At 65.8% G+C, this 25,748-nt stretch carries 20 protein-coding genes; 10 read left to right on the top strand and 10 right to left on the bottom strand.

The annotated features are described in order from the left end of the window. Position 1: 1 nt before the first annotated feature. From QQL28_RS11565 to garD, 5 genes are all read left to right on the top strand, one after another. Positions 2 to 907 (top strand): LysR family transcriptional regulator, encoded by a 906-nt coding sequence (locus QQL28_RS11565; protein WP_283041541.1) that lies wholly within the window; start codon positions 2 to 4, stop codon positions 905 to 907. A 157-nt stretch (positions 908 to 1,064) separates the two neighbouring features. Further along, complete coding sequence (gene kdgD / locus QQL28_RS11560) at positions 1,065 to 2,009, top strand: 5-dehydro-4-deoxyglucarate dehydratase (protein WP_284264935.1); 945 nt, start codon at positions 1,065 to 1,067, stop codon at positions 2,007 to 2,009. Between the two features lie 26 nt (positions 2,010 to 2,035). Continuing rightward, on the top strand, positions 2,036 to 3,403 hold the full coding sequence (gene gudD / locus QQL28_RS11555) for a glucarate dehydratase (RefSeq protein ID WP_284264990.1): 1,368 nt from the start codon (positions 2,036 to 2,038) through the stop codon (positions 3,401 to 3,403). A 21-nt stretch (positions 3,404 to 3,424) separates the two neighbouring features. Then, positions 3,425 to 4,873, top strand: coding sequence for an aldehyde dehydrogenase family protein (locus QQL28_RS11550; protein WP_284264933.1), 1,449 nt, complete (start codon positions 3,425 to 3,427; stop codon positions 4,871 to 4,873). Positions 4,874 to 4,986: 113 nt separating this feature from the next. Further along, positions 4,987 to 6,528: a galactarate dehydratase gene (gene garD, locus QQL28_RS11545; protein WP_284264931.1), complete on the top strand. Its 1,542-nt coding sequence runs from the start codon at positions 4,987 to 4,989 to the stop codon at positions 6,526 to 6,528. A gap of 20 nt (positions 6,529 to 6,548) precedes the next feature. Here the strand turns inward: garD and QQL28_RS11540 are convergent, their stop codons facing one another. After that, the gene (locus QQL28_RS11540) at positions 6,549 to 7,985 is read right to left on the bottom strand and encodes an outer membrane protein (RefSeq protein ID WP_284264929.1); all 1,437 of its coding nucleotides are present in this window, start codon (positions 7,983 to 7,985) and stop codon (positions 6,549 to 6,551) included. Between the two features lie 337 nt (positions 7,986 to 8,322). On the opposite strand from QQL28_RS11540, the gene QQL28_RS11535 reads away from it, so the two are divergent. Further along, positions 8,323 to 8,592 (top strand): hypothetical protein, encoded by a 270-nt coding sequence (locus QQL28_RS11535; protein WP_284264926.1) that lies wholly within the window; start codon positions 8,323 to 8,325, stop codon positions 8,590 to 8,592. 99 nt (positions 8,593 to 8,691) lie between these two features. Here QQL28_RS11535 and QQL28_RS11530 read toward each other — a convergent pair whose 3' ends face one another. The 3 genes from QQL28_RS11530 to QQL28_RS11520 all read right to left on the bottom strand — a co-directional run bounded on the left by QQL28_RS11530 (position 8,692) and on the right by QQL28_RS11520 (position 11,288). Then, the gene (locus QQL28_RS11530) at positions 8,692 to 9,042 is read right to left on the bottom strand and encodes a hypothetical protein (RefSeq protein ID WP_284264924.1); all 351 of its coding nucleotides are present in this window, start codon (positions 9,040 to 9,042) and stop codon (positions 8,692 to 8,694) included. A 494-nt stretch (positions 9,043 to 9,536) separates the two neighbouring features. Then, positions 9,537 to 10,151 (bottom strand): DUF2147 domain-containing protein, encoded by a 615-nt coding sequence (locus tag QQL28_RS11525; RefSeq protein ID WP_284264922.1) that lies wholly within the window; start codon positions 10,149 to 10,151, stop codon positions 9,537 to 9,539. A 108-nt stretch (positions 10,152 to 10,259) separates the two neighbouring features. Beyond that, the gene (locus QQL28_RS11520) at positions 10,260 to 11,288 is read right to left on the bottom strand and encodes an NAD(P)/FAD-dependent oxidoreductase (protein ID WP_284264920.1); all 1,029 of its coding nucleotides are present in this window, start codon (positions 11,286 to 11,288) and stop codon (positions 10,260 to 10,262) included. Between the two features lie 186 nt (positions 11,289 to 11,474). Between QQL28_RS11520 and QQL28_RS11515 the strand changes: the two genes are divergently transcribed. Continuing rightward, positions 11,475 to 11,942: an acyl-CoA thioesterase gene (locus QQL28_RS11515; RefSeq protein WP_284264919.1), complete on the top strand. Its 468-nt coding sequence runs from the start codon at positions 11,475 to 11,477 to the stop codon at positions 11,940 to 11,942. A gap of 9 nt (positions 11,943 to 11,951) precedes the next feature. On the opposite strand, the gene QQL28_RS11510 is transcribed toward QQL28_RS11515, so the two are convergent. Together QQL28_RS11510 and QQL28_RS11505 are read right to left on the bottom strand one after the other, a co-directional pair. Next, on the bottom strand, positions 11,952 to 12,272 hold the full coding sequence (locus tag QQL28_RS11510) for a 2Fe-2S iron-sulfur cluster-binding protein (protein WP_283041530.1): 321 nt from the start codon (positions 12,270 to 12,272) through the stop codon (positions 11,952 to 11,954). A 121-nt stretch (positions 12,273 to 12,393) separates the two neighbouring features. Further along, on the bottom strand, positions 12,394 to 12,771 hold the full coding sequence (locus tag QQL28_RS11505) for an Hpt domain-containing protein (RefSeq protein WP_284264915.1): 378 nt from the start codon (positions 12,769 to 12,771) through the stop codon (positions 12,394 to 12,396). 399 nt (positions 12,772 to 13,170) lie between these two features. Between QQL28_RS11505 and QQL28_RS11500 the strand changes: the two genes are divergently transcribed. Next, on the top strand, positions 13,171 to 18,810 hold the full coding sequence (locus QQL28_RS11500) for an apolipoprotein A-IV repeat region-like domain-containing protein (protein ID WP_284264913.1): 5,640 nt from the start codon (positions 13,171 to 13,173) through the stop codon (positions 18,808 to 18,810). A gap of 251 nt (positions 18,811 to 19,061) precedes the next feature. Here QQL28_RS11500 and QQL28_RS11495 read toward each other — a convergent pair whose 3' ends face one another. From QQL28_RS11495 to QQL28_RS11485, 3 genes are read right to left on the bottom strand one after another with little or no spacing between them, the layout of a single operon-like run. Further along, on the bottom strand, positions 19,062 to 19,946 hold the full coding sequence (locus QQL28_RS11495; RefSeq protein WP_284264907.1) for an MlaD family protein: 885 nt from the start codon (positions 19,944 to 19,946) through the stop codon (positions 19,062 to 19,064). Positions 19,947 to 19,963: 17 nt separating this feature from the next. Next, entirely contained in the window at positions 19,964 to 20,734 is a 771-nt protein-coding gene (locus QQL28_RS11490) for an ABC transporter ATP-binding protein (protein ID WP_254104893.1), read from the bottom strand. 2 nt (positions 20,735 to 20,736) lie between these two features. Next, positions 20,737 to 21,870 carry an MlaE family ABC transporter permease gene (locus tag QQL28_RS11485; protein ID WP_284264900.1) on the bottom strand — a complete coding sequence of 378 codons (1,134 nt, stop codon included), beginning with the start codon at positions 21,868 to 21,870 and terminating at the stop codon, positions 20,737 to 20,739. Between the two features lie 138 nt (positions 21,871 to 22,008). Between QQL28_RS11485 and dgcA the strand changes: the two genes are divergently transcribed. Then, a complete protein-coding gene (gene dgcA, locus QQL28_RS11480) occupies positions 22,009 to 23,004 on the top strand; it encodes an N-acetyl-D-Glu racemase DgcA (protein ID WP_284264897.1) in 996 nt (331 codons plus the stop codon). On the opposite strand, the gene QQL28_RS11475 is transcribed toward dgcA, so the two are convergent. Further along, positions 22,974 to 24,170, bottom strand: a complete 1,197-nt coding sequence (locus QQL28_RS11475; protein WP_284264896.1) for an MFS transporter — start codon at positions 24,168 to 24,170, stop codon at positions 22,974 to 22,976. The two genes, dgcA and QQL28_RS11475, sit on opposite strands and share 31 nt — an antisense overlap. 75 nt (positions 24,171 to 24,245) lie before the next feature. On the opposite strand from QQL28_RS11475, the gene QQL28_RS11470 reads away from it, so the two are divergent. Beyond that, the gene (locus QQL28_RS11470; RefSeq protein ID WP_284264894.1) at positions 24,246 to 25,580 is read left to right on the top strand and encodes a hypothetical protein; all 1,335 of its coding nucleotides are present in this window, start codon (positions 24,246 to 24,248) and stop codon (positions 25,578 to 25,580) included. Positions 25,581 to 25,748 lie beyond the last annotated feature (168 nt).

Raw genomic sequence — 25,748 nt, 5'->3', positions numbered from 1 at the left:
GATGTTCGACCTCAACCAGCTCCGCTGCTTCGTCACCGTGGCGGAGGAACTGCATTTCGGCCGCGCCGCCGCGCGGCTCAACATGACCCAGCCGCCGCTGTCCCGGCAGATCCAGGTGCTCGAGCACATTATCGACGCGCCGCTCCTAGAGCGCACCAGCCGCTCGGTGCGCCTGACGCCGGCCGGACGCAGCTTCCTGCCGGAGGCACGACGCATCCTGAAGCTCGCCGAGAGCGCCTCGCAGGTCGCCCGCCGCATCGCGCTCGGCAAGACCGGCTCGCTGAAGATCGGCTTCACGGCCGCTGCCGCCTACGGCTTCCTGCCCGAGCTCGTCGCCGCCTGCCGCGCGAAACTGCCCGAGGTCGATTTCTCGCTGAAGGAGATGGTCTCCGGCGACCAGTTCGAGGCGCTCGCTTCGGGCCAGATCGATGCCGGCCTGCTGCGGCCGCCAATCGCGCGGCCGGAGCTTGCGAGCCGCCGCGTCGTCGCCGAGCCCCTGCTCGCGGCGATCCCGAAGAAGCATCCGCTGGCGAACGCCGAGTCCGTCACCATCAAGGATTTCGACGACCAGCCCTTCGTGATGTATTCGCCCTATGAGAGCCGCTATTTCCACGATCTCCTGGTCGCGCTCTTCACCCGCGCCGACGTGCTGCCGCGCTACGTCCAGCATTTGAGCCAGATCCACTCGATCCTCGCCATGGTGCGCGCCGGGCTTGGCCTTGCCATCGTCCCGGCGGCGGCCGCGAGCTTGAAGATCTCCGACGTCCGCCTGCGGCCGCTCAAGCTGCGCACGCGCGTTCCGGTCGAGCTCTTCATGGTCTGGCGGCGCGACGACGAGAACCCGCTGCTCTCGGCACTGGTGAAAATCGCGGGTGAATTGGCCGCCGCGGAGACCATGGAAGATTGATGCTGAATACGCATCATTCGATATAGGCTTTGGCTTGGACGCGCATCGAACCGTCTCTTAAGTAACGGCCCATGGACGCGCGCTTGTCGCGCGTCCCCCAGAACATCCGGCGCGCAAATCCGCGCACCGCCTTCAAAACCCAGAGGGAGCAGCGCCCATGAGCAAGATGACCCCGCAGGAGATGGCCCAGAAGATCGGCTCCGGCCTCCTGTCCTTTCCCGTCACGCCGTTCAAGGCGGACTACTCCTTCGACGAGGCGACCTACCGCGCCAACATGGACTGGCTGTGCGGCTATGACGTCGCCGGCCTGTTCGCTGCCGGCGGCACCGGCGAGTTCTTCTCGCTGACGCCATCAGAGGTTCCGCAGGTGGTCAAGGTCGCCGTCGACGAGACCAGGGGCCGCGTCCCCGTGCTCGCCGGCACCGGCTACGGCACTGCGACCGCGCGCGAGATCGCGATCGGCGCTGAAAAGGCCGGCGCCGACGGCCTGCTCTTGCTGCCGCCCTATCTCACCCATTCCGAGCAGGACGGCCTCGCCGCCCATGTCGAAGCCGTCTGCGCCGCCGTGAAGATCGGCGTCATCGTCTATAACCGCGACAACGCCATCCTCCAGCCCGACACGCTCGCGCGCCTCGCCGAGCGCTGCCCGAACCTCGTCGGCTACAAGGACGGCATCGGCGACATCGAGCTGATGACCCGCGTCTACACCAAGCTCGGCGATCGCCTCACCTATATCGGCGGCCTGCCCACGGCCGAGACCTTTGCGCTGCCCTATCTCGACATGGGCGTGACGACCTACTCGTCGGCCGTGTTCAACTTCGTGCCGGAGTTCGCGACCAAATTCTACGCCGCCGTGCGCAAGCGCGATCACGAGACCATTCACGCCGGCCTGAAGGACTTCATCCTGCCGCTGATCGCGATCCGCAACCGCAAGAAGGGCTACGCGGTCTCGATCATCAAGGCCGGCATGAAAGTGATCGGCCGCGATTCCGGCCCGGTGCGCCCGCCGCTCACCGACCTCACCGAGCAGGAGATGGCGGAACTCACCGCGCTCGTGCAACAACTGCCCGCCGCGCAATCGACACAACAGGCGGCAGAATAATGAAAGACAAGAGGGAGGAGCAGCCGATGGTCGAAGTTTCCGGCGCGCCAGTCGCCAGCGCGCCAGTCGCCGGCGCGCCAGTCGTCACGTCGATGCAGGTGATCCCGGTCGCCGGCCGCGACGGCATGCTCCTCAACTTGAGCGGCGCGCATGCGCCGTTCTTCACCCGCAACATCGTCATCCTCACCGACAACTCCGGTCACACCGGCGTCGGCGAGGTGCCGGGCGGCGAGAAGATCCGCAAGACGCTGGAAGACGCCCGCGATCTCGTGATCGGCAAGACAGTGGGTGCGCTCAACAACATTCTCGCCGGCATCCGCACGGCGTTCGCCGACCGCGACGCCGGCGGCCGCGGCAAGCAGACCTTTGACCTGCGCGTGATGATCCACGCCGTGACCGCGGTTGAATCCGCGCTGCTCGACCTGCTCGGCCAGCACCTGGGCCTGCCCGTCGCGGCCCTGCTCGGCGAAGGCCAGCAGCGCAAGAGCGTCGAGACGCTCGGCTATCTCTTCTTCGTCGGCGACCGCCGCAAGACCAGCCTTGCCTATGTCGAAGGCGAGACCGGCAAGCCGGACTGGTTCAACCTGCGCCATCAGGAAGCGATGACGCCCGAGACCGTCGTGCGGCTCGCAGAAGCGACCCACGATCACTATGGCTTTGCCGATTTCAAGCTGAAGGGCGGCGTCTTGCGCGGCGAGCAGGAGATCGAGGCGGTCACCGCGATCGCCAAGCGTTTTCCGAATGCGCGCGTCACGCTCGACCCGAACGGCGCCTGGTCGCTCGATGAGGCGATCCCGCTCTGCAAGGACATGCACGGCATCCTCGCCTATGCCGAGGACCCCTGCGGCGCCGAAGCCGGCTTCTCCGGCCGCGAGATCATGGCCGAGTTCCGCCGCGCCACGGGACTGCCGACCGCGACCAACATGATCGCGACCGACTGGCGCCAGCTTTCCCATGCGCTGCGCCTCGGCGCGGTGGACATTCCGCTAGCCGACCCCCACTTCTGGACCATGCAAGGCTCGGTGCGCGTGGCCCAGACGTGCCGCGACAACGGCCTGACCTGGGGCTCGCACTCCAACAACCACTTCGACATCTCGCTCGCCATGTTCACCCATGTCGGCGCCGCCGCCCCCGGCAAGGTCACCGCGATCGACACCCATTGGATCTGGCAGGACGGCCAGGCGCTCACCAAGGAACCGCTCCAGATCAAGGGCGGCAAGATCGCCATCCCCGACAAACCGGGCCTGGGCATCGAAATCGACCGGGCAGCCATCGAAGCCGCGCATGGCCTCTACAAGCAGCATGGACTTGGTGCCCGGGATGACGCTATTGCCATGCAGTACCTGATCCCCGGCTGGACCTTCGACGACAAACGTCCTTGCCTCGTGCGCTAAAAGCTTCCCTGGAGGAAAAAGATGACTGCGATCCTGAAGAATTTCATTGGTGGTGAATGGGTCGACGGCTCCGGCATCACCAAGAACATCAACCCCTCCAACACCAACGACGTCGTCGGCGAATACGCCAAGGCCGACAAGGCGCAGACCGAAAAGGCGATCGCGGCTGCGAAAGCGGCCTTCCCAGCCTGGGCGCGCTCGACGCCGCAGGAGCGCTATGACGCGCTGACCAAGATCTCGACCGAAATCCTCGCCCGCAAGGAAGAGCTCGGCCGCCTGCTCGCCCGCGAGGAAGGCAAGACCCTGCCCGAAGGCATCGGCGAGGTCGCCCGCGCCGGCCAGATCTTTGCGTTCTTCGCCGGCGAAGCGCTGCGCCTGATCGGCGAAAAAGGCGCATCGGTCCGTCCCGGCCTCGAGGTCGAGATCACCCGCGAGCCGGTGGGCGTCGTCGGCATGATCACACCCTGGAACTTCCCGATCGCGATCCCCGCCTGGAAGATTGCGCCTGCGCTCTGCTACGGCAACACGGTGGTGTTCAAGCCGGCCGAGCTGGTGCCCGGCTCTGGCCATGCGCTCTCTGAAATCATCACCCGCTCCGGCATTCCGGCCGGCGTGTTCAACCTCGTCGTCGGCTCCGGCTCGGTGGTCGGCCAGACGCTGCTCGAACATCCCGATGTCGCGGCCATCTCCTTCACCGGCTCGGTGCAGACCGGACGCAAGATCGCGCAGGCCTGCGTGCTCTCCAACCCCATGAAGAAATTCCAGCTCGAGATGGGCGGCAAGAATCCGCTGGTCGTGCTCGACGACGCCGATCTCAAGACCGCCGTCGAGGTCGCCGTCAACGGCGCCTATTTCTCGACCGGTCAGCGCTGCACGGCGTCCTCGCGCCTGATCGTCACCGAAGGCATCCACGATCGCTTCGTCGCGGCGATGGCCGAGCGCCTGAAGGGCCTGTCGGTGGACGACGCGCTCAAGGCCGGCGTGCATATCGGCCCGGTCGTCGACCAGAGCCAGCTCGACCAGGACCTGCGTTACATCAAGATCGGCAAGGACGAGGGCGCCAAGCTCGCCTTCGGCGGCGAGCTGCTCAAGCGCGAGAACCCCGGTCACTATTTGCAGCCGGCGCTGTTCACGGAAGCCAACAACAACATGCGCATCGCGCGCGAGGAAATCTTCGGCCCCGTGGCCGCCGTGATCCGCGCCAAGAACTACGAAGAGGCGTTGGCGATCTCCAACGACACCGAGTTCGGTCTCGCCTCCGGCATCTGCACCACCAGCCTGAAATACGCTTCGCACTACAAGCGCAACAGCGAGTCCGGCATGGTGATGGTCAATCTGCCGACCGCCGGCGTCGACTATCACGTGCCGTTCGGCGGCCGGAAGGGCTCGAGCTACGGCGCTCGCGAACAGGGTTCGTACGCGCGCGAGTTCTACACCACGGTGAAGACCGGCTACACCAATCCCGGCTGATGGAGATTGTAGGGTGGGTTAGCGAAGCGTAACCCACCTCTTCTGCTTCCGCCGATAGAGACCGTGGTGGCTTACGCCTACGGCTAACCCACCCTACAAGTCCTGGAGTCCGCATGGACCAGTCAGTCGCAGCGAAAGAGCAGCCCCGCTACATCAGGCTCAACGAGCGCGACAATGTCGCAATCGTTGTCAATGATTTCGGGCTTCCCGTCGGCTCCCGCTTTGCCTGCGGGCTGACGCTGCGCGCCTTCGTGCCGCAAGGGCACAAGACCGCGCTGGTCGATATCGCGCAGGATGCCCCGATTATCCGCTATGGCGAGGTGATCGGCCATGCGCTCTCGCCGATCCTGGCCGGCGAATGGGTCGACGAGGCGCGCATCCGCATGCCGGAGGCGCCGGCGCTCGACAAACTCGAAATCTCGACCGCCGTGCCCGCGCCGCTGCCCCCGCTCGAAGGTTTTACATTCGAAGGCTATCGCAATCCGGACGGCTCGGTCGGCACCAAGAACATCCTCGGCATCTCCTCCTCCGTGCAATGCGTCAAGGGCACGATGGAATATGCGGTGAAGCGCGTCCGCGCCGAGCTGTTGCCGAAATATCCGAACGTCGACGACGTCGTTCCCCTCACCCACGCCTATGGCTGCGGCGTCGCCATCACCGCGCCCGACGCTGTCGTGCCGATCCGCACGCTGCAAAACCTCGCGCTGAACCCGAACTTCGGCGGCGAGATTCTCGTCGTGGGCCTCGGCTGCGAAAAGCTCGCCCCCGAGCGGCTCGTGCCCGAGGGCGTGAATGATGCGATCGTCCGCATGCAGGACGAAGCCTTCGACGGATTTGGTGCGATCGTTGATGCGATCATGACGCAGGCCGAGGCGCGCCTGAAAATTCTCAACGTGCGCAAGCGCGAGACCTGCCCCGCCTCCGATCTCGTCATCGGCCTGCAATGCGGCGGCAGCGACGCCTTCTCCGGCGTCACGGCAAATCCCGCCGTCGGGTATGCCGCCGATCTGCTGGTGCGCGCCGGCGCCACCGTGATGTTCTCGGAAGTCACCGAAGTGCGCGACGCCATCCAGCTCCTCACCCGCCGTGCCATCAACGAGGACGTCGGCCGCGCGCTGGTGCGCGAGATGGCCTGGTACGATTCTTATCTGGCCCGCGGCGGCGCCGACCGCAGCGCCAACACCACGCCCGGCAACAAGAAGGGCGGGCTTGCCAACATCGTCGAGAAGTCGCTCGGCTCGATCGTCAAGTCAGGCTCGAGCGCGATCACCGGCGTGCTCTCGCCCGGCGAAAAGGCGACGCAGAAGGGCATGCTGTTTGCGGCGACCCCGGCGAGCGACTTCATCTGCGGCACGCTCCAGCTCGCCTCCGGCATGACGCTGCAAGTGTTCACCACCGGCCGCGGCACGCCTTACGGCCTCGCCGCCGCCCCCGTGATCAAGGTCGCGACGCGCAGCGAGCTTGCCCGGCGCTGGAAAGACCTGATCGATTTCGACGCGGGCCGCATCGCCACCGGCGAAAAGACCATCGAGGAAACCGGCTGGGACCTGTTCCGCCTGATCCTCGACGTCGCCAGCGGCCGCACAAAGCCATGGTCGGATCGCTGGGGCATCCACAACGACCTGACGCTGTTCAATCCCGCGCCGGTGACCTGACCCCCGCCCTCGCTGCCCCCCTAGTATTTCGCGACCACCGGCGCGTTGAAGTGGTAGTTGAGCCCGCTGCGGAAGATATGCTCCTGTAGATGGCTGGTGTGAGCAAACGTCGCGCCGAAAATGTTGGTGCGCACGTCGGTCACGCTGCCGAGATCCACGAACAGATATTCCGTCTTCGCGGTCCAGTTCGGTCCGAACAGGCCAAACAGGTTGACAGGCGATTCCAGGCCGCCGCCGACGGTATAGCCGGTCTTGGTGTGGGAGGCCGTCACCTGCTGGACGTCAAAGAAGCCAAAATTGTTGGTGTCGACGAAGCTGGTCCTGACATTGCCGTAGGCGGCGCCTCCGGTCAGGTAGAACAACGAAGAGCCCACCGAATAGCCGACGCGCGCCCGCGCCGTGCCGAGCCAGCTCATCCGCTGATCGATGGTGAGATCGAAGCCGATTGGCGGACCGCACCACAACAGGCACACCTCGTTGTCGCGCTGGGTAGAGCCCTGGAAGTCGGCCTCGAGGCCAAACACCCAGTTGGCAGCCTGCCAGTTGTAACCAATCTGTCCGCCGCCGATGAAGCCCTTGGGGCTCAGCTCGTGGCGCCCGGGATCGGCCGTGCCAGCAACGCCGTTGGTGCTGGCATTGCGCGCAATCGCGGAGCCGACATTGCCGCCGACATAGAGCCCAGCCCAGTTCGCGACCGGCTGCTCGCGATAGGGCGTGCCGCCGACACGGTAGTTCAGGCCGACCCGGAAAATGTGCTCGCGGATATCGGATGAGAAGTTGGCCGGCGCCCCCAGCAGGGAGCCGGCGCCCGACTGCGTGCCGAGATTGAGATAGAGATATTCGATCTTGCCGGTCCAATTGCCGGCCAAAGCGGCCTCGATGCCGCTGCCGATCGTCCAGCCGGTGCGCACCTCGCTGGTGCCAAAGCTGTCGGGGAGCTCGGTAACGGTGGTCCGCACGTCGCCATAGGCGAGGCCGCCGGTCACGTAGCTCAGTACCGGTCCATTGGCGAGACCGAAGCGCCCGCGCACCGTGCCGAACCAGCCGAGTCGCTGCGAGTAGTTCACACCGAAGCTGCTGCACGACGAGAGCGAGAAAATGCCGCAGCGATCGTCCTTCAGGTCCGCCGCCTGGATATCCGTCTCGACGCCGACAACGACATTGCCGAGCCCGAAATTGGCCGTCTGCCAGTTGTAACCGGCCTGCACGCCGCCCAGCGCGCCCTGCGGCGCGAGGCGATTCGTTTCGGTGAAGACCGTGCCGGGAAAGCCCACGCTCATGAGATCGCGGCCCACGCCATAGCCGGCATTGACGCCAAGATAAAACCCCGTCCAATCGTAAAGTGTACCCTCGATACGTGGCGCCTTGACGTAGGAAGGCCGCGAGAGATCGGCCGCGTCAGCTGCAGCCGCTCCACCGGCAACCATGGTAAGCACGACCAACAGCGTTCGCTTCACGGGCAAATTCCTTCTGTCCTGCGGTTCAGCGCGGCTGAGTCTAGCGGCTCACGACCACTCTGCTCTCGGACTGGCGCGACGATCGGTTGGATTGCAGCGAAATCGAACGCGCTTTCCGCGAAACGATGCATTTCGGCCACATCGCGAGTGGCGGCGCGGGATAGCCTGATCGGGCTCCGCGAAACGATCCTGAAACATATCGGCGCAAGATTTCCGGATCGCTTCATCGCGCGACATCTCGCAACCAAATAACTCCGCTCACGCTTCGCAGATTTGCGAACCTGTCCCGGTGTCATCGCGACCAACGTCCGATTGGTTCTGCCCAAGGAGAATTACAATGCGGATTCTTTCGATGATTGCCGTTGCCGGCGCAATGATTGCGAGCACTGCCGTCGCATTTGCCGGCGAGCTTCCCTCTTACGAAGTGAAGTCATTTCCGATCTCGGCTTCGCAAGTCCAGTTGCTCGGCGCCGCCGGCGTTCAGGAGCAGATCGCCACGCCGATGCTAACCGCCGCAGGCATGCCCGCCTCGCCTGCGCAGATCGCGGTGCTGTCGCCACACGTCAGGGTGGTCGCAAGCGCGACCGCGACGAGCGAGCAGCGCTAACGAAGTTCGTGGTGCGTGTAAGGCGCACCGCGTCCTCTTCACATTCACGCATCCGCGCGCCGAGATCGATTGGCGCGCATTTTGCCTGAGATGTGAAACTCAGGTCATGCTGCCCGGCATGAAGCAGCGGACGCGCGGATGGCCGTCGACATAGTGCTTCCACACCATGGTCCGCCCGATCTTGTTCGGCTCGGTGATGATGGCACCGTCGGGCACCACAACCCACTCGTCGTCGATGCGCACGCGATAATGGCCGTTGTCGGATTCCCAATCGACGTCGGCGATGACGTAGCCGTCGGCGTCCGAGCAGCATTGCCCGTATTGGCTGTGCAGGCTCTCGAACCAGGGCTTGAGCGGTGAATTGGCGTAGCGGCCGTCGTCGCGCGCGAACGCCGATGTGGCCAGCATGATCGCGCCAAGCACGAGTGCGGCACAATGTCTTGCAAACATTCCTTCGTCTCCGCAGGGTCCGTGTCCGCCGCGGGGCGCAAGCGCCGCTATTCATCCGCCACGGACGCGCGGCAGACGTGGAGAAATAGCGATTCGCTCCCCCAGCAGCTTTCCCGACCACTATGCAAAACGGGCGCCAAAACACATTCCGGGGAACTACTGTTGGGGACATCGGCGGTATGCGTCTTTGGACTCATGCGCCGGTGGGGCGAAACAGGACTGCATTCCCATTTAGCCAGTCTGCACCTCATCAGACGGCGCGACGAGTGAGCTCGGGCGAAACGAGCCGCGAGAATGCAAAGCGACGTCTATGATTTCAAATGCGAGTTGGGAATGACGACGGCGCTCATCGCTCCGTCATTGCGAGCGCAGCGAAGCAATCCAGAAATGCATCCGCGGAAAGATTCTGGATTGCTTCGCTGCGCTCGCAATGACGAGATTGAGGAACGCGCACATCACGCTCGCGACGACTATGTCGCGTCGCGCGTCGCGCCCTACTGCTTCACCGGCGCCATCATCGCGCCGCCCTTCTTCGCGGCGGGCGCGGGCTGCTTTGCGGCGGCCGCTTGCGCGGGGAGATATTTTGCCACGATGGCAGGATCGACCTGCGCCATGTTGGCATCCGGCAGCCGCGTCCAACTCTCGTCCTTGCCGAGCAGCGAGATGCCGAGATAGCCGCGCAAGGTGAGCGTCTGACCGTCCGGACTGACCTTCATGTTGGCCTTCCAGATGTTGCCGTCACGCGGATTGAGCACGTTGCCACCTTCGTACTTCAGGCCGTCGCGCTTCATGTCGCGCACGAAGGACAGGCCGAGCACCGGCGCGTTCTTGCGATCATCAGTGCATTTGGTGCAGGCCTCGTTCGGATCATCGCCCGGACGTGGAAAGGTCTTTGCGATCACCCCTTCGAAGACGCCGTTGTGGTCGATGAAGAGAAACCACCCGACCTGCTTGCCGTCCTCGATCTTCTGCCAGAGGCCCGCAGCCGAAGGCTGTTGGGCTTGCGGCTGCTGGGCCTGCGCTGCGGCGGGCTGTGACATCGCGAGCGACAGCACGGGGCCGAGTGCGACGAGCGAGAGCAGTCGGAAGCTGGAAAAGATATTCCGCATTATGATCACCTAGCTAACCCACGACTGGAATGGCCGCAGACTAAGGCTATTTCGCGAAGGGTTCCAGCACCAGAAACATGGGATGTGCCGTCCCCGTCTCGGCCCGGATCAGTTGACTCCGAGCTTCTTTTGCAGGCTGGACGAGGACGTCGTGTACTGGAACACCAGCCGCTTCTCCGGATAGACGTAACGATGGGCTTTTTGCGCCATCAGCGCACCCTCGTGGAAGCCGCACAGGATCAGCTTGATCTTGCCCGGATAGGTGTTGATGTCGCCGATCGCGAAGACGCCGGGCACGTTGGTCTCGAACGCGCTGGTCTCGACCGGCACCAGATTGTTCTCCAGCGCAATGCCCCAGTTCGCGACCGGTCCGAGCTTCATGGTGAGCCCGAAGAACGGCAGCATGGTGTCGCAGACGATCTCGGTGACGCTGTTGTCGTTGCCCTTGATCGTCGCGCCGGCGAGCTTGCCATCAGCGCCGGACAATGCAGTAACCTGACCGAGCCGTAGATCCATCTTGCCGCTCGCGACGAGTGCGCGCATCTGCTCGACGCTGTGGGGCGCGGCACGGAATTCATCGCGACGGTGCAGCAGCGTGATGCGCTTGGCCAGCGGATGCAGATTGAGCGTCCAGTCGAGCGCGGAATCGCCGCCGCCGACGATCAAGATCTCCTTGTCGCGAAACTGCTCCATCTTGCGCACGGAGTAATGCACCGAGGCGCCTTCATAGGCCTCGATCCCCGGCACCGGCGGACGCTTGGGCTGGAACGAGCCGCCGCCGGCGGCGATCACCACCACCTTGCATTCGAACACCTTGCCGGCATCGGTGGTGAGGCGGAACGCGGGATCGCCGATCTTCTCCACCTTCTCGACCATCTCGCCGAGATGGAAGGTCGGATGGAACGGCTTGATCTGTTCCATCAGCGCGTCCGTGAGGCCCTGCCCCGAAACCTGCGGAATGCCGGGAATGTCGTAGATCGGCTTTTCCGGATAGAGCTCGGCGCACTGGCCGCCGACCTTGTCGAGGATGTCGACGAAGTGCGCCTTCATGTCGAGAAGGCCAAGCTCGAAGGCGGCGAACAGACCGCAGGGGCCGGCGCCAATAATCAGCACATCGGTTTTGATCGCGTCGCTCATGTCGTCTCTTTATCGGTCGTTATCGGTTGGACGGCGCCCGGCGGGCAACGGAAAAGGGCAGTTCCTGTCTAGCCAACGGGGACGGCCCAGGGAAGGCATAAAAGCATTGGCCGCCTGCCGGCAGGGCTACTTGCCGGGGCAGGATAACTGGGCTGTAACGGCGGAGGAAATGAGGGAGATCAACCGGTGAACGCACCAAGCCGCCTGGATTCAGCGCCGCGACTGGAGGATTTCCCCTATCGCCTCAGCGACAATGTGCGTTTTGGCGATCTCGATCCCAACCAGCACGTCAACAACGCGGTCTACGCCACCTATTTCGAGACCGGTCGCGTCACGCTGATGAAGGACCCGAAGGTCGGGCTGACGCCGCCGGGGCTCGCCTGGATCATGGTGCGGCTCGACATCCATTTCCGCGCCGAGTTGCACTGGCCGGGCACGATCGAGCTTGGGCTCGGCGTCGTGAAACTGGGACGGACGTCGGTGACCTTCGAGCAGGTCGTGTTCTCCGAAGGCAGATGCGTTGCCTCCGCGATGTCGGTCGGCGTCCTCATCGAGGAGGCCTCGCGGCGGCCGACACCGCTCACCGCCGAGGTCATCGAGAAGCTCAGACCCTGGCACAAGCGCGGCATCGAGGTCGCGCCGCTGAAGCTCTAGACTGGGAAGTTAGGCCTGCCGTTCCGGCGTCGACACCACGAGCCCGTCGAGCTCGTCGGACACCTTGATCTGGCAGGACAGGCGCGAGTTCGGACGCACGTCGAAGCCGAAGTCCAGCATGTCCTCTTCCATCGGCGTCGGGCTGCCGACCTTCTCGCGCCAGGCTTCGTCGACATAGACGTGGCAGGTCGCGCAGGCGCAGGCGCCACCGCATTCGGCCTCGATCCCGGGGATGGCGTTGCGGATGGCGGCTTCCATCACGGTGGCGCCGTTCTCGACTTCTACCGTGCGGGTTTCGCCCTTGTGGTCGACAAAGTGAATTTTGGCCATGTGTGCTCGTGCTGCCGGAGTCTTGGGAATGAGGGAGGGTCCGGGCTGTCCTATAACGGGTCGCTTGACGCAGCGCTAGTGCGCCAGCCTCCGGCAATCCGCGGGATTTGGGGACCAGCCCTCAGGCGCGGCGCAGGATCGCCTCGATCGCTTCGCGGGCGTCAGTGACCGCCTCCTTCAGCACGGCGAAGGCGCGGATCGGGTTGTCGCCGGTCCGGATCGCGCATTCGAGCTCAGCGGCTGCATCCGCCACCGCAAAGGCGCCGATTCCGCGCGCCGAGCCCTTCAGCTTGTGCGCCAGCGCGGATGCATCCGAGGGGAGCGCCGCCATCGCCGCGACCAGCCGGCTCGACTGCTCCGCGAACATTGCGAGCACCTCGGATTCGAGCTCGGCATCCCCGAGCGTCATGCGCGCCAAATGGTCGAGATCGAGGGGATGGTCGAGCGGAGCAAGCGGCGGCGAGGGCATCCAGTCCATCCATTGCAGATCAGGCATCATGGCGCGGGCCCCGGCATCGCTGGCAACGCGCCAGTCCGGCGGCGAAGCTTTCGCCCTCACCCAACCATGGAAATGGTTAACGGAACGTTAGGCCTGTTTGACCCAATTCCGCCCGCACATTGACAAAAAGTTGCCGCAATCGTCAGAGTTCCGTGGAGAATTTCATTTATTGCTAAGGCCTTACGGCCCGATCCTGTTAACGATGATTAAGATTGTCTTAATCGCGGCCATTTCATTCGCAGCGCTCTGCCAATAGGATGTTTCGGAAATTGGCGGACAAGCCGTCTCGTGGTGGAGGACGGCGCTAGATTCGCGCAAGCGGCATGAACCGGTCTGTGGGCTCGCGGAACACGCGGGCCTCGCGGGGACGTGTACAAGTAACGAGGGCTCAGACTGAACATGGCGAACACTCCCAAGAAGGTCAAAGACCCCACGGAAGTTGCGCTTTCTGCAATCCAGGAAGCCCTGAACATCAGCGACACGGCCGCGGACACCAGCCGCGCCTCTGCGGTTCGAACCGAGAACGTGCCTCCGGTGCCGCCGCCGGCACCCACCGCGTTCGACGAGCCGACCTTCGAGACGCGCCCCGCCGCGACCGAGCGGCCGGTGTTCGACCCGATCGAGGAGCCGCGCACGCCGCGCCGGGCCGCCAATGACGACCGCGAGACCATCGGCCAGCTCCTCCAGGCGCTCCAGAAGGGCCGCCCTGCCCGCAGCGTCTACACCTTCGCAACTGTCTTCGCCGGCATCTGGCTTGCGGCCTGCGCCGCGCTGACCGTCGGCTTCCTGCCCTCGATCCATGCCGCCATGGGCCAGAGCGGCGGCGTGCTGGTCATCGCCGGCCTCGTCGCGATGTTCTTCGCGCCCATCATGCTGTTCTACTTCCTGGCGAGCCTCGTCTGGCGCGGCCAGGAAATGCGCATGATCGCGCAGGCCATGGCGCAGGTCGCAATCCGCTTCTCCGAGCCGGAAGGCTCGGCCTCCGACTCGATGGTCACCGTCGGCCAGGCCATCCGCCGCGAAGTCGCGGCGATGGGCGACGGCATCGAGCGCGCGATCGCGCGCGCCGGCGAATTGGAGACGCTGGTCGCCAACGAAGTCGCCGCCCTCGAGCGCGCCTATAGCGACAACGAAGTCCGCATCCGCGCCCTGCTCCAGGACATCGCGCATCAGCGCGACAATTTGGTCGGCCAGGCCGAGCAGGTGCGCAGCGCCATCTCCGGCGTGCAGATCGACCTGCGCCACGACATCGCGCTGATCTCGGATGCGATCGCCTCGCGCGTCGACGAGGTCGCCAAGAGCATCACCGGCGCGCTGGAAGAGCGCGGCGCCCACATCACCGGCGCGCTGAGCAATGCCGGCGACAACATGATCCTCGCGCTCGGCGAGCGCGGCGGCGACCTGCTCGACCGCCTCGAGGAAGCCAGCAACGAGACCACGCGCGCCGTGCTCGACGCCAGCGAGCGGCTGACCACCAGCCTCAACTTCAAGACCGGCCACGTCCACGACGAGTTCGTCGATCTCGCCGACCGCGTCCACGAAATGCTGAACGAGCGCGTCGACCGCATCACCAGCGAGTTCGAGCAGCGTTCGTCGGCGATCGTCGACGGCATCTCCGAGCGTACCGAGCAGGTCCACGACTCCCTGAAGAACTCCTCCGACTCGCTCCTGCTCGAGCTCGAGCTGCGTAGCAACGACCTCTCCGCCAAGATCGACGACGCCGGCCACCGGCTCGCCAGCCAGATCATGACCAGCGGCGACAAGGCGAGCGAGGCGCTCGACGCCACCGTCAACACGCTGGTCGCCAAGGTCGTGAGCCAGACCGAGACCGCGCACGACTCGCTGTCGCTCCAGATGAGCGCGTTCGACGAGCTGGTGAAGAACCAGGGCGCCGATCTCGTGGAGAGGTTCGCCCGCGACTCCGGCACGCTGGGCGCACTGATCACCCGCCACATCTCCGAGTTCGACCGCACGGTGAAGACCTTCGGCGGCGATATCGTCGAGCGCATGGGCCAGCGTACGGCCGATATCGCCGAGACGCTGAAGACCTACGTCGACAATTTCGACACCCGCCTCACCTCGAACGGCGGCGAGATCACCGCGGCGCTCGACCAGCGCCTGGTGCAGTTCGAAACCACGCTCGGCGAACGCGTCACCAATCTCGACGGCTCGCTCAACAGCAAGCTCGCCAACTTCGACGGTGTGATCGAAGGCCACATCAAGACCTTCGACGATCAGCTCGGCGGCCGCGTCGTGGCGCTCGAACAGTCGTTCGACACGCGCGCGCAGTCCGTCACCGAGACGATCGACAACCGCCTCGGCGCGCTCTCGACGTCCTTGACCGATGGTGCATCGCAGGCGATCCAGTCGATCGACTCGCGCCTCACCCACCTCACGGCGTCGCTGACCGACGGCGCGACACAGGCGATCCAGTCGATCGACGCCCGCCTGACGCACCTGACCACGTCGCTGACGGGCGGCGCGGCGCATGCGCTCCAGTCGATGGATACGCGCTTCACCGAGCTCACGCTCTCGCTGACCAACACGGCGGCGCAGGCGGTGCAGTCGGTCGACTCGCGGCTTACGCTATTGACCTCGACCCTGTCCGACGGCACCGCGCAGGCGATCGAAGCTGTCGACCGCCGCATCACCGGCGTGACCGAGACAATCGACGGCCGCAGCTCGCTTCTCGCCAGCACGGTCGCCGCGCGCTTCCAGGAAATCCACCAGGCCATCGAGACCAAGGTCGGCTCGGTCGCCAACGACATCGACGTGCGCGTTGCACAGTTCGAGGACCTGCTCGGCTCGCGGGTCGAGGCCGTGGCCGGCCGCATCGAGAGCAGCGGACGCCAGGCCAGCGACGACCTGATGTCGCGCGCGGAGATGATCTCCACCACCATCCGTTCGCATGTCGAGGACGCCGAGCGTTCGCTGACCAACCTCGTGGTCAACACCAGCGAGACCATCCAGACCGGCGCGCGGACTGCCCAGCAGTCGCTCATGACGGTGTCGTCGGACGTCAACGCACAGCTCAAGATGACGTCGTCCGAGGTCGAGCGCGCATTGACCGCCGTCGGCACGGGCGCTGCGAACTCGATCCTGAGCAGCGCCCGCGAGGCGCAGTCGACCCTGGTGTCCGCATCGGGCGAAGCCGCGGGCCAGATCAAGTCCCTGTCGGCCGACGTCGAACGCACCCTGTCGTCGGCGGGCTCGGCCACCGCAGCCTCGATCCTCGCCGGCGCACGCGAGGTGCAGACGTCCCTCATCACCGCCTCCTCGGATGCCGCAAACCACGTCAAGACGCTCACGGCCGACGTGCAGCGTTCGCTCTCGATGGCCGGCAGCTCGACGGCCGAGGCCATCACCGCCGGCGCACGCGACGCGCAGAGCACGCTGATCGCGGCCTCGACCGAGACGTCGAACCAGATCAAGGCGCTGTCCTCCGACGTGCAGCGCTCGCTCTCGATGGCCGGCACCTCGACGGCCGAGACCATCACGGCCGGCGCGCGCGAGGCCCAGAACACCCTCGTCACCGCGTCCTCGGATGCGGCGAGCCAGGTGAAGTCGCTCGCAGCCGAAGTGCAGCGCTCGCTGTCGCAGGCTGGCCAGTCGACCGCGGAGACGATCACGACCAGCGCCCGCGACGCGCAGAGCACCCTGCTCGCGGTCTCGGCCGAGCAGACCGGCCAGGTCAAATCGCTCGCCGCCGAGATGCAGCGTTCGCTGGCCATGGCCGGCGGTGCCACCATCGAGGCGCTCACGGCCGGCGTCCGCGACGCGCAAGGAACGCTCGTCACCGCCTCCTCGGAAGCGGCGAGCCAGATCAAGTCGCTGTCGTCCGATATCGAGCGGACGCTCACCGCGGTCGGCGCCGATACCGCGGCGGCGATCCTCAACAGCGCACGCGAGGCGCAGTCGTCGCTGACCGCGACGTCGGCGGATGCGGCAAGCCAGATCCGCGCGATCTCGACCGACATCGAGCGGGCGCTCGGCACGGCGACCTCGAACGCCACCAACGACATCCAGACCAGCGCGCTGAATGCCCAGAACGCGCTGATCACCGCCTCGAACGAGGCGAGCTCGCGGGTCAAGTCGAGCTCGGCCGACGTCGAGCGCTCGGTGCTCGCCGCCAGCGGCTCGTTCGGCCAGGCCATGACGGCCAAGACCGACGAGATCGTCACCTATGTGCAGCAGCAGGCCGACCGCCTGTCGAACATGATCGATGCCAAGCGCGGTTCGCTGGTGGACGCGATCGGCTCGAAGACCAGCCAGCTCACGCTCGACATCGACCGCGTCACCTCCGACGCGCTGAAGTCGATCGAGACGCGCGGCCAGGCGTTCTCACAGTCGATGTCGGGCAATGGCAACGAAGTCGCACGCACCATCAACGCGGCGAGCGAGGTTGCCACCGGCGCGGTCAACAAGTCGCTTCGCGATCTCGAGCAGGCCTCGCGCTCGGCGATCGACCAGTCGCGCCAGGTTTCGATCGCGGCGGTCACCGAGATGCAGGAGACCAGCAAGATCCTGCGCACTGACACCGTCGCCCTGTTCGAGCGCTTGCGCGAAGGCAACATCCTCCTCCAGGAGGTGCTGACGGGAGCGCACGACAACCTCAACTCGCTCGAGCGTGCGCTGGTGACCCGTGTCGCCGACTTCGTCTCGGCGATGAACGACGTCACCGCGCGCAACGGCGCGGCGACGCAGAACCTCGAAGAGCAGCTCAACGTCTTCAACAGCAAGACCACCAGGGCGCTGGTCGACCTCGGCGAGCTCTCGACCCAGTTCGACGCGCACGGCAAGGCGCTGGTCGATGCCGCGGCCGTCGTCGAGCAGAGCAACAAGAACACCACCGCCTCGCTCGCCGAGCGCAAGCAGGCGCTGGAATCGCTCGTCACCACGATCGACCTGCGTACCGCCGATCTCGACCAGCGGCTGTCGCGCTTCACCGGCCTGCTCGATGAATCGCTAGCCGCGGCCGAGGAGCGCGCCCGCGACATCGCCCGCGTCGTGGCGGAGACCGCCGGCGCGGGATCTGCCGCGATCACCCGCCAGTTCGAGGCGGTGCGCGCGGCTTCCGAAGAGGAGCACCGCCAGACCATCGACGCCATGCACGACATCTACCGCCAGACCACCGACGAGGCGGACACGATGTTCAAGCAGTCGGCCGAGAAGTTCGGCAACCTCGTCGCCAGCATGAAGCAGATGGCGTTCGAGATGCACAACGAGCTGGAGGCCACCCGCAACGAGCTGCGCCGCGGCGTGCTCGAGATGCCGCAGGAGGCCGCCGAGAGCACCGCGCAGATGCGCAAGGTGATCGTCGACCAGATCGAGGCGCTCGCCGAGCTCAACCGCATCGTCGCCCAGCACGGCCGCGGCCTCGACGTCACGACCGCGGGCCGCGCCAGCGTGCCGCGTCAAGAGGAGCCGATCATGGCTGCCGCCGTCGGCGGTGGTCGCGGTACCGAGACGCGCATGCGCGACACCGGCAGCGCGTCGACCCTGCCGCCGCCGGACCTCGGCATGCCCGCCTCGCGCCGCACCGAGGCCCCGCCGGTCGCGCCCGCCGGCAACAATGACCAGGGCCGCGACGGCTGGCTGTCGGATCTGCTGAACCGCGCCGATACCGGCCCGGCGGCTCCGACGGGCCGTGAGGCACCGCGCGGTCGTCCGCAACAGCCGCCGCCGGCCCCGCAAGGCAACGGCAATCCGCTGGAGTCGCTGTCGCTCGACATCGGCCGGCTGATGGACCGCAACCTCGCCTCCGAGATGTGGGACCGCTACCAGCGCGGCGAGAACAAGGCCTTCACCAAGCGCCTCTACACGCCCGCCGGCCAGAAGGCTTTTGACGAGGTCGCCCGCAAGTATCGCGCCGACCGCAACTTCAAGGGTACGGTCGACCGCTACATCGCGGAGTTCGAGCGTCTGCTCGACGAAGTCGCCCGCGACGGCCGCGGGCCACAGGAGCTGCGCAGCCACCTGACCTCGGAGACGGGCTTGGTCTACACCCTGCTCGCGCACTCGGCGGGACGGTTGGGCTAAGCGGTCACGCTCGCAAATAGTGAGTGGCGAATAGCGAATAGAAAAACGGAGCCCTTGCGGGCTCCGTTTCGTTTTGGATCGTCATCCTGCCAGAGGGTTACTCTGCATTGGGAAAAGACGACGTCCCCACAAGCGCCGTCATTGCGAGCGAAGCGAAGCAATCCAGACAGCCTTCGCAGAAACAATCTGCATTGCTTCGTCGCAAGAGCTCCTCGCAGCAATGACGGAGGAGAGAGACGTGGACAACGCGCCTACTGCCGCTTGCGCTCGTTCGCGGGCGCGGGCTTCGGCGGCTCGGCGGGCGGCGGGGCCTGTTGCGCGCTGCTGCTGTTGCTGGCGCCGAACAGGACGCGGGTCGGGTTGCGATCAAAGTTGTTCACGGCGCGGCTGATGTCGCCGAGAGTGCGGCGGCCATCGGACATCAGCGCCCCGGAGCGCTTGTCGAAATCATCGGCGAGCTCGCGGATCGACTTCACGGCCTGGAAGAGCTCGCCGCCATCCTTGCCGCCGGCCAGCGTGTTGAGGCCGAGCATGAGGTTGTCGGCCTTGAGCATGACGCCGTCGACCTTGGCCATGACCGCATCGACGCGCTCGGAGTTGCGCGCGAGCGAGGTCGTGAACGTCTCGAGATTCTTCAGCGAGTTCTTCACAGACTCCTGGTTGTCGGCGACGAGCTTGTTGATGTTCTGGAGCGTGCCGCGGATCGCTTCCGTGACGTCCTGCAGCTTGTTGGGATCGGCGGTAAGCGTCGGGATCCCGTCCTCGTCCAGCGGCGGCGGCGGGGCCGCCTCCTCGCCGCCCTTCAGCGAGATCGCGGCGACGCCGGTCAGGCCCTGGAATTCGAGGCCGACCAGGGTGTCCTTGCGGATCGGGGCGTTGTTCTCGACCATGGCGAGTGCGACAACCCGACGTGGGTTGTCGAGCTTCACCGAGACCACCTCACCCACCCGGATACCATTGAAATTGACGCTGCCGCCGTTGCGCAGGCCGGCTGCCGGGCCCTCGAACACGACCCGCAAGGGGCTGCGCTGCTTGGTGGTGTGCAGCGACTGGAACCACAGCACGAAGCCGATCGCCGCGGCGATCACCGCCAGCGTGAAGGACCCGATCAAAACGTAATTCGCCCGCGTTTCCATCAAATGCTCCAGCTACATCAGCTCATGACCGCGCGGGCGCGCTTGCCATGGAAATACTGCCTCAACCAGGGATGCTGCGAGGCCTGCATGTCGGCGATCGACCCTGCCGCAATGATCTTACCGTTCCCTAAAACGGCGATGCGGTCGCAAGCTGTATAGAGGCTGTCGAGGTCGTGCGTTACCATGAAAACGGTCAGGCCCAAAGTGCGCTGGAGCGTCCTCACCAGCTCATCGAAATCGCCGGCGCCGATCGGATCGAGGCCCGAGGTCGGCTCATCCAGGAACACGAGCTCGGGGTCGAGCGCCAGCGCACGGGCCAGCGCGACACGCTTGATCATGCCGCCCGACAGCTCCGACGGGAAGCGCTCGGCCACCTCCGGCTTCAGACCCACCATGGCGAGCTTGGCCATGGTGATCTCGTCCATCAGGCGCTGCGAGACCTTCAGATATTCGCGCATCGGAAACTGGATGTTCTGCCGCACCGTCAGCGAGGAGAACAGCGCCCCCTGCTGAAACAGCACACCCCAGCGCCGTTCGACGCCGCGGCGCTGCGAGGTGTTGGACGAATCCAGATCCACGCCGAACACTTCGATACGGCCAGCGACCTTCGAGACGAGGCCGATGATGGTCCGCGTCAGCACCGACTTGCCGGCACCGGAAGGGCCGACGAAGCCGAGGATCTCGCCGCGCTTGACGTCGAGGTTCAGCCCGTCGAGCACGCGTGTCGAACCGAACTGCACGGTGATGTCGCGGACGCGGATGATGGGGTCTTGAATTTCGGGTGCCATCATCACATCCCGATCGATGCAAAGAAGATCGCGAACACGCCATCCATGACGATGACGAAGAAGATGCCCTTCACGACCGACGAGGTGGTGTGCTGTCCCAGCGATTCAGCGCTACCCTGCACGGCAAGTCCCTCGACGCAGGCGACGATGCCGATCACCGCCGCCATCACCGGCGCCTTGACGATGCCGACGATGAAATGGTCGATCGAGATCGCATCGCGTAAGCGCAGCAGGAAGGCTTCGGGATCGACGCCGCCATAGAGCCAGGCAACGAGCCCGCCGCCATAGAGCGCGGCCATCGCGCCGAGGAAGGCCAGGATCGGCAGCGCCAGCACCAGCGCCAGCATGCGCGGCAGCACCAGCACCTCGATCGGATCGAACCCCATGGTGCGCAGCGCGTCGATCTCCTCGCGCATCTTCATCGAGCCGAGCTCGGCGGTGTAGGCGCTGCCCGAGCGTCCGGCGATCATGATCGCGACCAGCAGCACGCCGATCTCGCGCAGCACCAGCACGCCCAGCATGTCGACGACGAAGATGTCGGCGCCGAACCTGCGGAAATGGAAGATGCCCTGCTGCGCGATGATGCAGCCGATCAGGAAGGTGATCAGCACGATGATCGGCACCGCGCGCCAGCACACCTGCTCGAGATGGTGCACGGTCGAGGTCAGGCGGAACGAGCGCGGGCGGATCAGCACGCGACCGCTGGCCGCGAGCACCGCCCCGAGCATGTCGACGAGATCGGTCACCGTCCCGCTCAGGCCGGCGACGGCGCGGCCGATCTGCTCCAGCATGCCGGTGATGGTGATGGCGCCGGTCTCGATGACCGGCGTCGCCTTGACCCGCCGCACCTCGTCGACGAGGCTCGAATAGTTCGCCGACAGGCCCGCGATCTGGGCCTCCGCGGTGCCTTGGGTCAGACTGCGGCGCAGCCGCTCGATCAGCCAAGCGCCGAAGGTGTCGAGCTTGGAGACTTCGGAGACGTCGATGAAGATGTTCGGCCGGCTGCCGGCGAGCTTCTCGGCGTCAGCCACCATCCGCTCCAGGGCCGGCGCGAAGCTCGCGGTCCAGGTGCCCGTGGCGCAAAGTGCCAGCGCGTTGCCCTTGGCAATCCGCTCCAGCTTTGGGTCGCCGTTCAAGATGTCCGCTCCCTAGCGAAGGGTTCGGATGAGAAGAGATGGTTGCGCACGCGCCCTTACCTTGAAGAAGGTATCCCCAACCAGCCATAGTTAGTTGCATCAGGTAACCAGCCGGTTCAGAAATTGCCAGAGTTCTAAATGACTTCCAGCAAACTTCCAATGTTGGCTGTGCGAATCGAGCGCTTCCCGATCGCAGGCCACTTCACGATCAGCCGGGGCGCCAAGACCGAGGCCGCGACCGTCGTGGCCGAGGTAAGCCGGGGCGGCGTCACCGGTCGCGGCGAATGCGTGCCCTACGCCCGGTATGGGGAGACCCCGGAGGCGACGCTGAGGGCGCTCCAGGCCATGCAGGAGGCGGTTGGGGGCGGATTGGACCGGCACGCCCTGCAAGCCGCGATGGCCCCGGGGGCGGCCCGCAACGCCCTGGATTGCGCCCTGATCGATCTGGAGGCCAAAGAGGCGGGTTTGCGGGCCTGGAACCTGCTCGATCGCCCGGTGCCGGGCGAGCGGACCACGGCCTACACGATCTCGCTGGGTACCCCTGAGGCGATGGCAGAGGCGACGGCCAAGGCCGCGCACCGCACGCTCCTGAAGATCAAGCTCGGTGGCGAGGGCGATCCTGAAAGGATCGCCGCAGTGCGGAAAGCCGCTCCCGAATCGGAACTGATCGTCGATGCCAACGAGGCCTGGACGGCAGCCAATCTGGAGCAAAACCTGGCCGCTTGCGCCGACGTCGGCGTCACCCTGGTGGAACAGCCGCTACCGGCCGGCCAGGATGAGGCGCTGGCGCGCATCAAGCGGCCGCTCGCCGTCTGCGCCGACGAGAGCGTGCATGACCGCTCATCCCTCGCGCCTCTCCGCGAGCGCTACGACGCCGTCAACATCAAGCTCGACAAGACCGGCGGCCTGACCGAGGCGCTCGCCATGGCCGATGCGGCGCAGGCGCTGGGATTCGACATCATGGTCGGCTGCATGGTCGCGACTTCGCTGTCGATGGCACCCGCGATGCTGGTGACGCCGCAGGCGCGGTTCGTCGATCTCGACGGACCGCTGCTGCTGGCACGGGATCGCGACCACGGCCTGCGCTACCACGAGAGCCTCGTCTATCCGCCGGAGGCCTCGCTCTGGGGGTGAGCGAACAGGCGCCGCCGCGCCGTCCACATCAGCATCGCTCCCGTGCCGGCCATCGCGGCCATCAGGTAATACAGCGCCTCGCCATGGCGCGCGTAGATCGCGCCTGAGATGATCGAGGTCGTCGAGCTGAGCAGTCCGCAGGTGGCGGCGTAGTACCCCTGCCCGCGCGCCATCTGATGCGTGGGCACGTGATGGACCAGCAGATTCATCACGCCGACCTGGGTGAGGCCGAAGGTGAGCCCGTGCCCGAGCTGGACGATCGCGAGGACTGCGACCGGCGGCTCCTGCGCGGTAATCGACCAGCGCGCCACCGCACTCAGGCCGCCGATCACCACCAGCAGCGAAGGATGCAGCGAAAGCCGCGGCGACACCGCAAAGACGATGATTTCCGCGAGCACGCCGAGCGCCCACAGGCCGGCGATCGTCAGCCCGCCGAGCCCATGAGCCTGCCAGCTGATCGAGGCAAAGGTGTAGTAGGCGATATGGCTGCTCTGGATCAGAGCCGCCGAGGCAATGATCGCGAGGAAGCTCGCATCGCGCAGCAGACGCTTGCCGCCATGCGCGGCTGCGCTCTTTCGCCGCGCCTCGTCCAGCGGCTGAAGCAAAAGGCCGGTGAAAGCGGTGAGCGCCGCAAGCGCGACGATGATCCAGATCAGTTCGCGCGCGTCGATCACGTCGACCAGGAGCCCGCAAGCGAGCGCACCGGCGATGAAGGCCACCGATCCCCACAGCCGCAACGGCCCGTAGTCGAGCTTGTAGCGGGCGACGCCGCGCAGCGCATAGGCGTCTGTCAGCGGCAGCAACGGCGTCCAGAAGCAGCACGTGACGATGTAGAGCAGCAGCACCGGCAGCGGCTGATGCTGCGTGCCGACTAGCGCGAAGCCGGCTGCCGATCCAAAGGCGGTCAGGATCAACGCCGCGCGCACGGCTTGGCGCCGCTCAGCGAGGCCCGTCACGAAGAGCAGCGTGGTGAAGCGCGTGATCGCAGGGACAGCGCCGATGATCCCGATCCAGGCCGGCTCGATGCCGACCGCCTTCAGCCACACTGTGAAGAAGGGCGTATGCGTGCCGAGGATGGCGAACGACACGCTGTAGAACAGCGCCAGACGCACGGCGAATCGCCGGCCTTGCGCTGCTGCAATGGGGATTTGTGATTCGGGCGGCATCAATTCAATTGCGATTCGGTCGATATCGTGATGATCGTTACTGTAACGCGCACTGATTTGCGCGACGAGATTGCCATGGCCACTGAAGCATTCGCCCTCTCGCCTATGTCTGCCCGCGCGGCCGAGCCGAACGAGCAGGACTACGATGCGATCCGCGAAGCCTTCATGGAGACCGCGCGCGGCCGCTGGTTCCTCGGCGAATACGCCAAGCGCAACCGCAACGCCGACACGCGCATGGTGCTCGATGCGGTCGCCAAAATCGAGGAAACCCTTGCAGCACAGCGCCAGCCCGTCGTCGAGGACCGGCTGCCCGAAGCGCTCGTGGCGATCCGCCGCGCGATTCGAGAGGCGGAGACGATCGCGATCGCAGCCGTCGATCCCACCCTTGTCGAGACCAGCCTCGGGCCGATCCATCGCGCCGTGCGCATCATCAAGGAGATCTCCTGGCGCTGGCGCGAGATCGGCGCCGACGGCCGAATCTGCGACCTGATCGATTCGCAGCTCGCGGCCATCGAGGCCGCCTGCGGTCAGACGTCGACCATCGACCCCCGCACCGATCTCAAGGCCGCCTTCGATCTGCTCAGGGACCACGTCGAGCTGGTCGAAACGGCGGGCACCGCGGCGCCGGCAGCCGAGGCGACTCACCCCTCGCCTGCTCCGGCGCCCGAGATGCCCGCCACGATGGAAGTGCGGTCTGCGGACGCCGAGACGGCGATGTCGCCAAGCGAGCCACCGGCAGCAGAGATGCCGCAGGAGTTCGCGGCGGTTTTCGAGCCTGAGGCCACCGTTGCTGCGGCCGAGGCCGCCGAGGAGATGGCGACCAACGAGGCGATGGACGTCGCCGGCGAGTCCGAACCGGCCGAGGTTGCGGAAGACCACGTCGCGATCGAAGAGAGCGCCGCCGCGCCTGCCGCCATTGCGGAAGCCGTCGACGAGCTTCCTTTCGATGCTGCAGCAGAGGCTGAGGACGAAGCCATTCTCGAGCGGATCGCGATGGAGATGGCAGCCCCCGACCCTGAGTTCGACGAGGCCATCGCCGAGCCGGCCGAAGTGGCCCCCATTGCGGAGCCTGTCGCTGCCGAGCCAGCCTTGCCAAAGCCAGACTTGCCCGAGCCAGCTTTGTCCGAGCCGATCGCGGCCGAGTCGATCGCGCCGGTCGCAGCGTTCGAGCCCGCCGTCGCGATCATGGAGCGCCCGGCGCCGGTGGAGGCATTGGCAGCTCTGCAAGCCACGCTGCAGGCGGCTTCGCAGGCCTCCCCGCTTCCCATGCCCTCGCCGCTGCCGGAGCCGTCGCTCGGCTCGACCATCCTCGCCAGCGGCATGCTGCAAAAGCCCCGCCCCCCCGCCAACGATCCGCTGGCGCCGATCCGCCGCATGACCCAGGCCGAGAAGATCGCGTTCTTCTCCTGAGGGATCCCCTTGGGCGGGCTTCAGATCAAAATTGCGAAAACAACCCCATGCAAAGGAGCGGGGGTCACGGATATTGCGTACTGCGCATTATCCGAAATAATTTGACACGTCGGGCAAATCAGGGGTAATCTGCCATCATTGCGCAGTTTGCAGGCGCGGCTGTTCGCC

Origin of the sequence: Bradyrhizobium iriomotense, assembly GCF_030160715.1 — a bacterium.
Classification (GTDB): Bacteria; Pseudomonadota; Alphaproteobacteria; order Rhizobiales; family Xanthobacteraceae; genus Bradyrhizobium; species Bradyrhizobium iriomotense.
This window is presented reverse-complemented; position numbering and strand designations above follow the sequence as displayed.

Bases quoted from the DNA above. Each gene is read 5' to 3' on its own strand.
- QQL28_RS11475 (WP_284264896.1), bottom strand. From the start codon at position 24,170: ATGCCGCCCGAATCACAAATCCCCATTGCAGCAGCGCAAGGCCGGCGA.
- QQL28_RS11470 (WP_284264894.1), top strand. From the start codon at position 24,246: ATGGCCACTGAAGCATTCGCCCTCTCGCCTATGTCTGCCCGCGCGGCC.
- dgcA (WP_284264897.1), top strand. From the start codon at position 22,009: ATGACTTCCAGCAAACTTCCAATGTTGGCTGTGCGAATCGAGCGCTTC.
- QQL28_RS11525 (WP_284264922.1), bottom strand. From the start codon at position 10,151: ATGCGGAATATCTTTTCCAGCTTCCGACTGCTCTCGCTCGTCGCACTC.
- QQL28_RS11490 (WP_254104893.1), bottom strand. From the start codon at position 20,734: ATGGCACCCGAAATTCAAGACCCCATCATCCGCGTCCGCGACATCACC.
- QQL28_RS11530 (WP_284264924.1), bottom strand. From the start codon at position 9,042: ATGTTTGCAAGACATTGTGCCGCACTCGTGCTTGGCGCGATCATGCTG.
- gudD (WP_284264990.1), top strand. From the start codon at position 2,036: ATGGTCGAAGTTTCCGGCGCGCCAGTCGCCAGCGCGCCAGTCGCCGGC.
- garD (WP_284264931.1), top strand. From the start codon at position 4,987: ATGGACCAGTCAGTCGCAGCGAAAGAGCAGCCCCGCTACATCAGGCTC.
- kdgD (WP_284264935.1), top strand. From the start codon at position 1,065: ATGAGCAAGATGACCCCGCAGGAGATGGCCCAGAAGATCGGCTCCGGC.
- QQL28_RS11565 (WP_283041541.1), top strand. From the start codon at position 2: ATGTTCGACCTCAACCAGCTCCGCTGCTTCGTCACCGTGGCGGAGGAA.
- QQL28_RS11495 (WP_284264907.1), bottom strand. From the start codon at position 19,946: ATGGAAACGCGGGCGAATTACGTTTTGATCGGGTCCTTCACGCTGGCG.
- QQL28_RS11510 (WP_283041530.1), bottom strand. From the start codon at position 12,272: ATGGCCAAAATTCACTTTGTCGACCACAAGGGCGAAACCCGCACGGTA.
- QQL28_RS11520 (WP_284264920.1), bottom strand. From the start codon at position 11,288: ATGAGCGACGCGATCAAAACCGATGTGCTGATTATTGGCGCCGGCCCC.
- QQL28_RS11535 (WP_284264926.1), top strand. From the start codon at position 8,323: ATGCGGATTCTTTCGATGATTGCCGTTGCCGGCGCAATGATTGCGAGC.
- QQL28_RS11505 (WP_284264915.1), bottom strand. From the start codon at position 12,771: ATGATGCCTGATCTGCAATGGATGGACTGGATGCCCTCGCCGCCGCTT.
- QQL28_RS11550 (WP_284264933.1), top strand. From the start codon at position 3,425: ATGACTGCGATCCTGAAGAATTTCATTGGTGGTGAATGGGTCGACGGC.
- QQL28_RS11500 (WP_284264913.1), top strand. From the start codon at position 13,171: ATGGCGAACACTCCCAAGAAGGTCAAAGACCCCACGGAAGTTGCGCTT.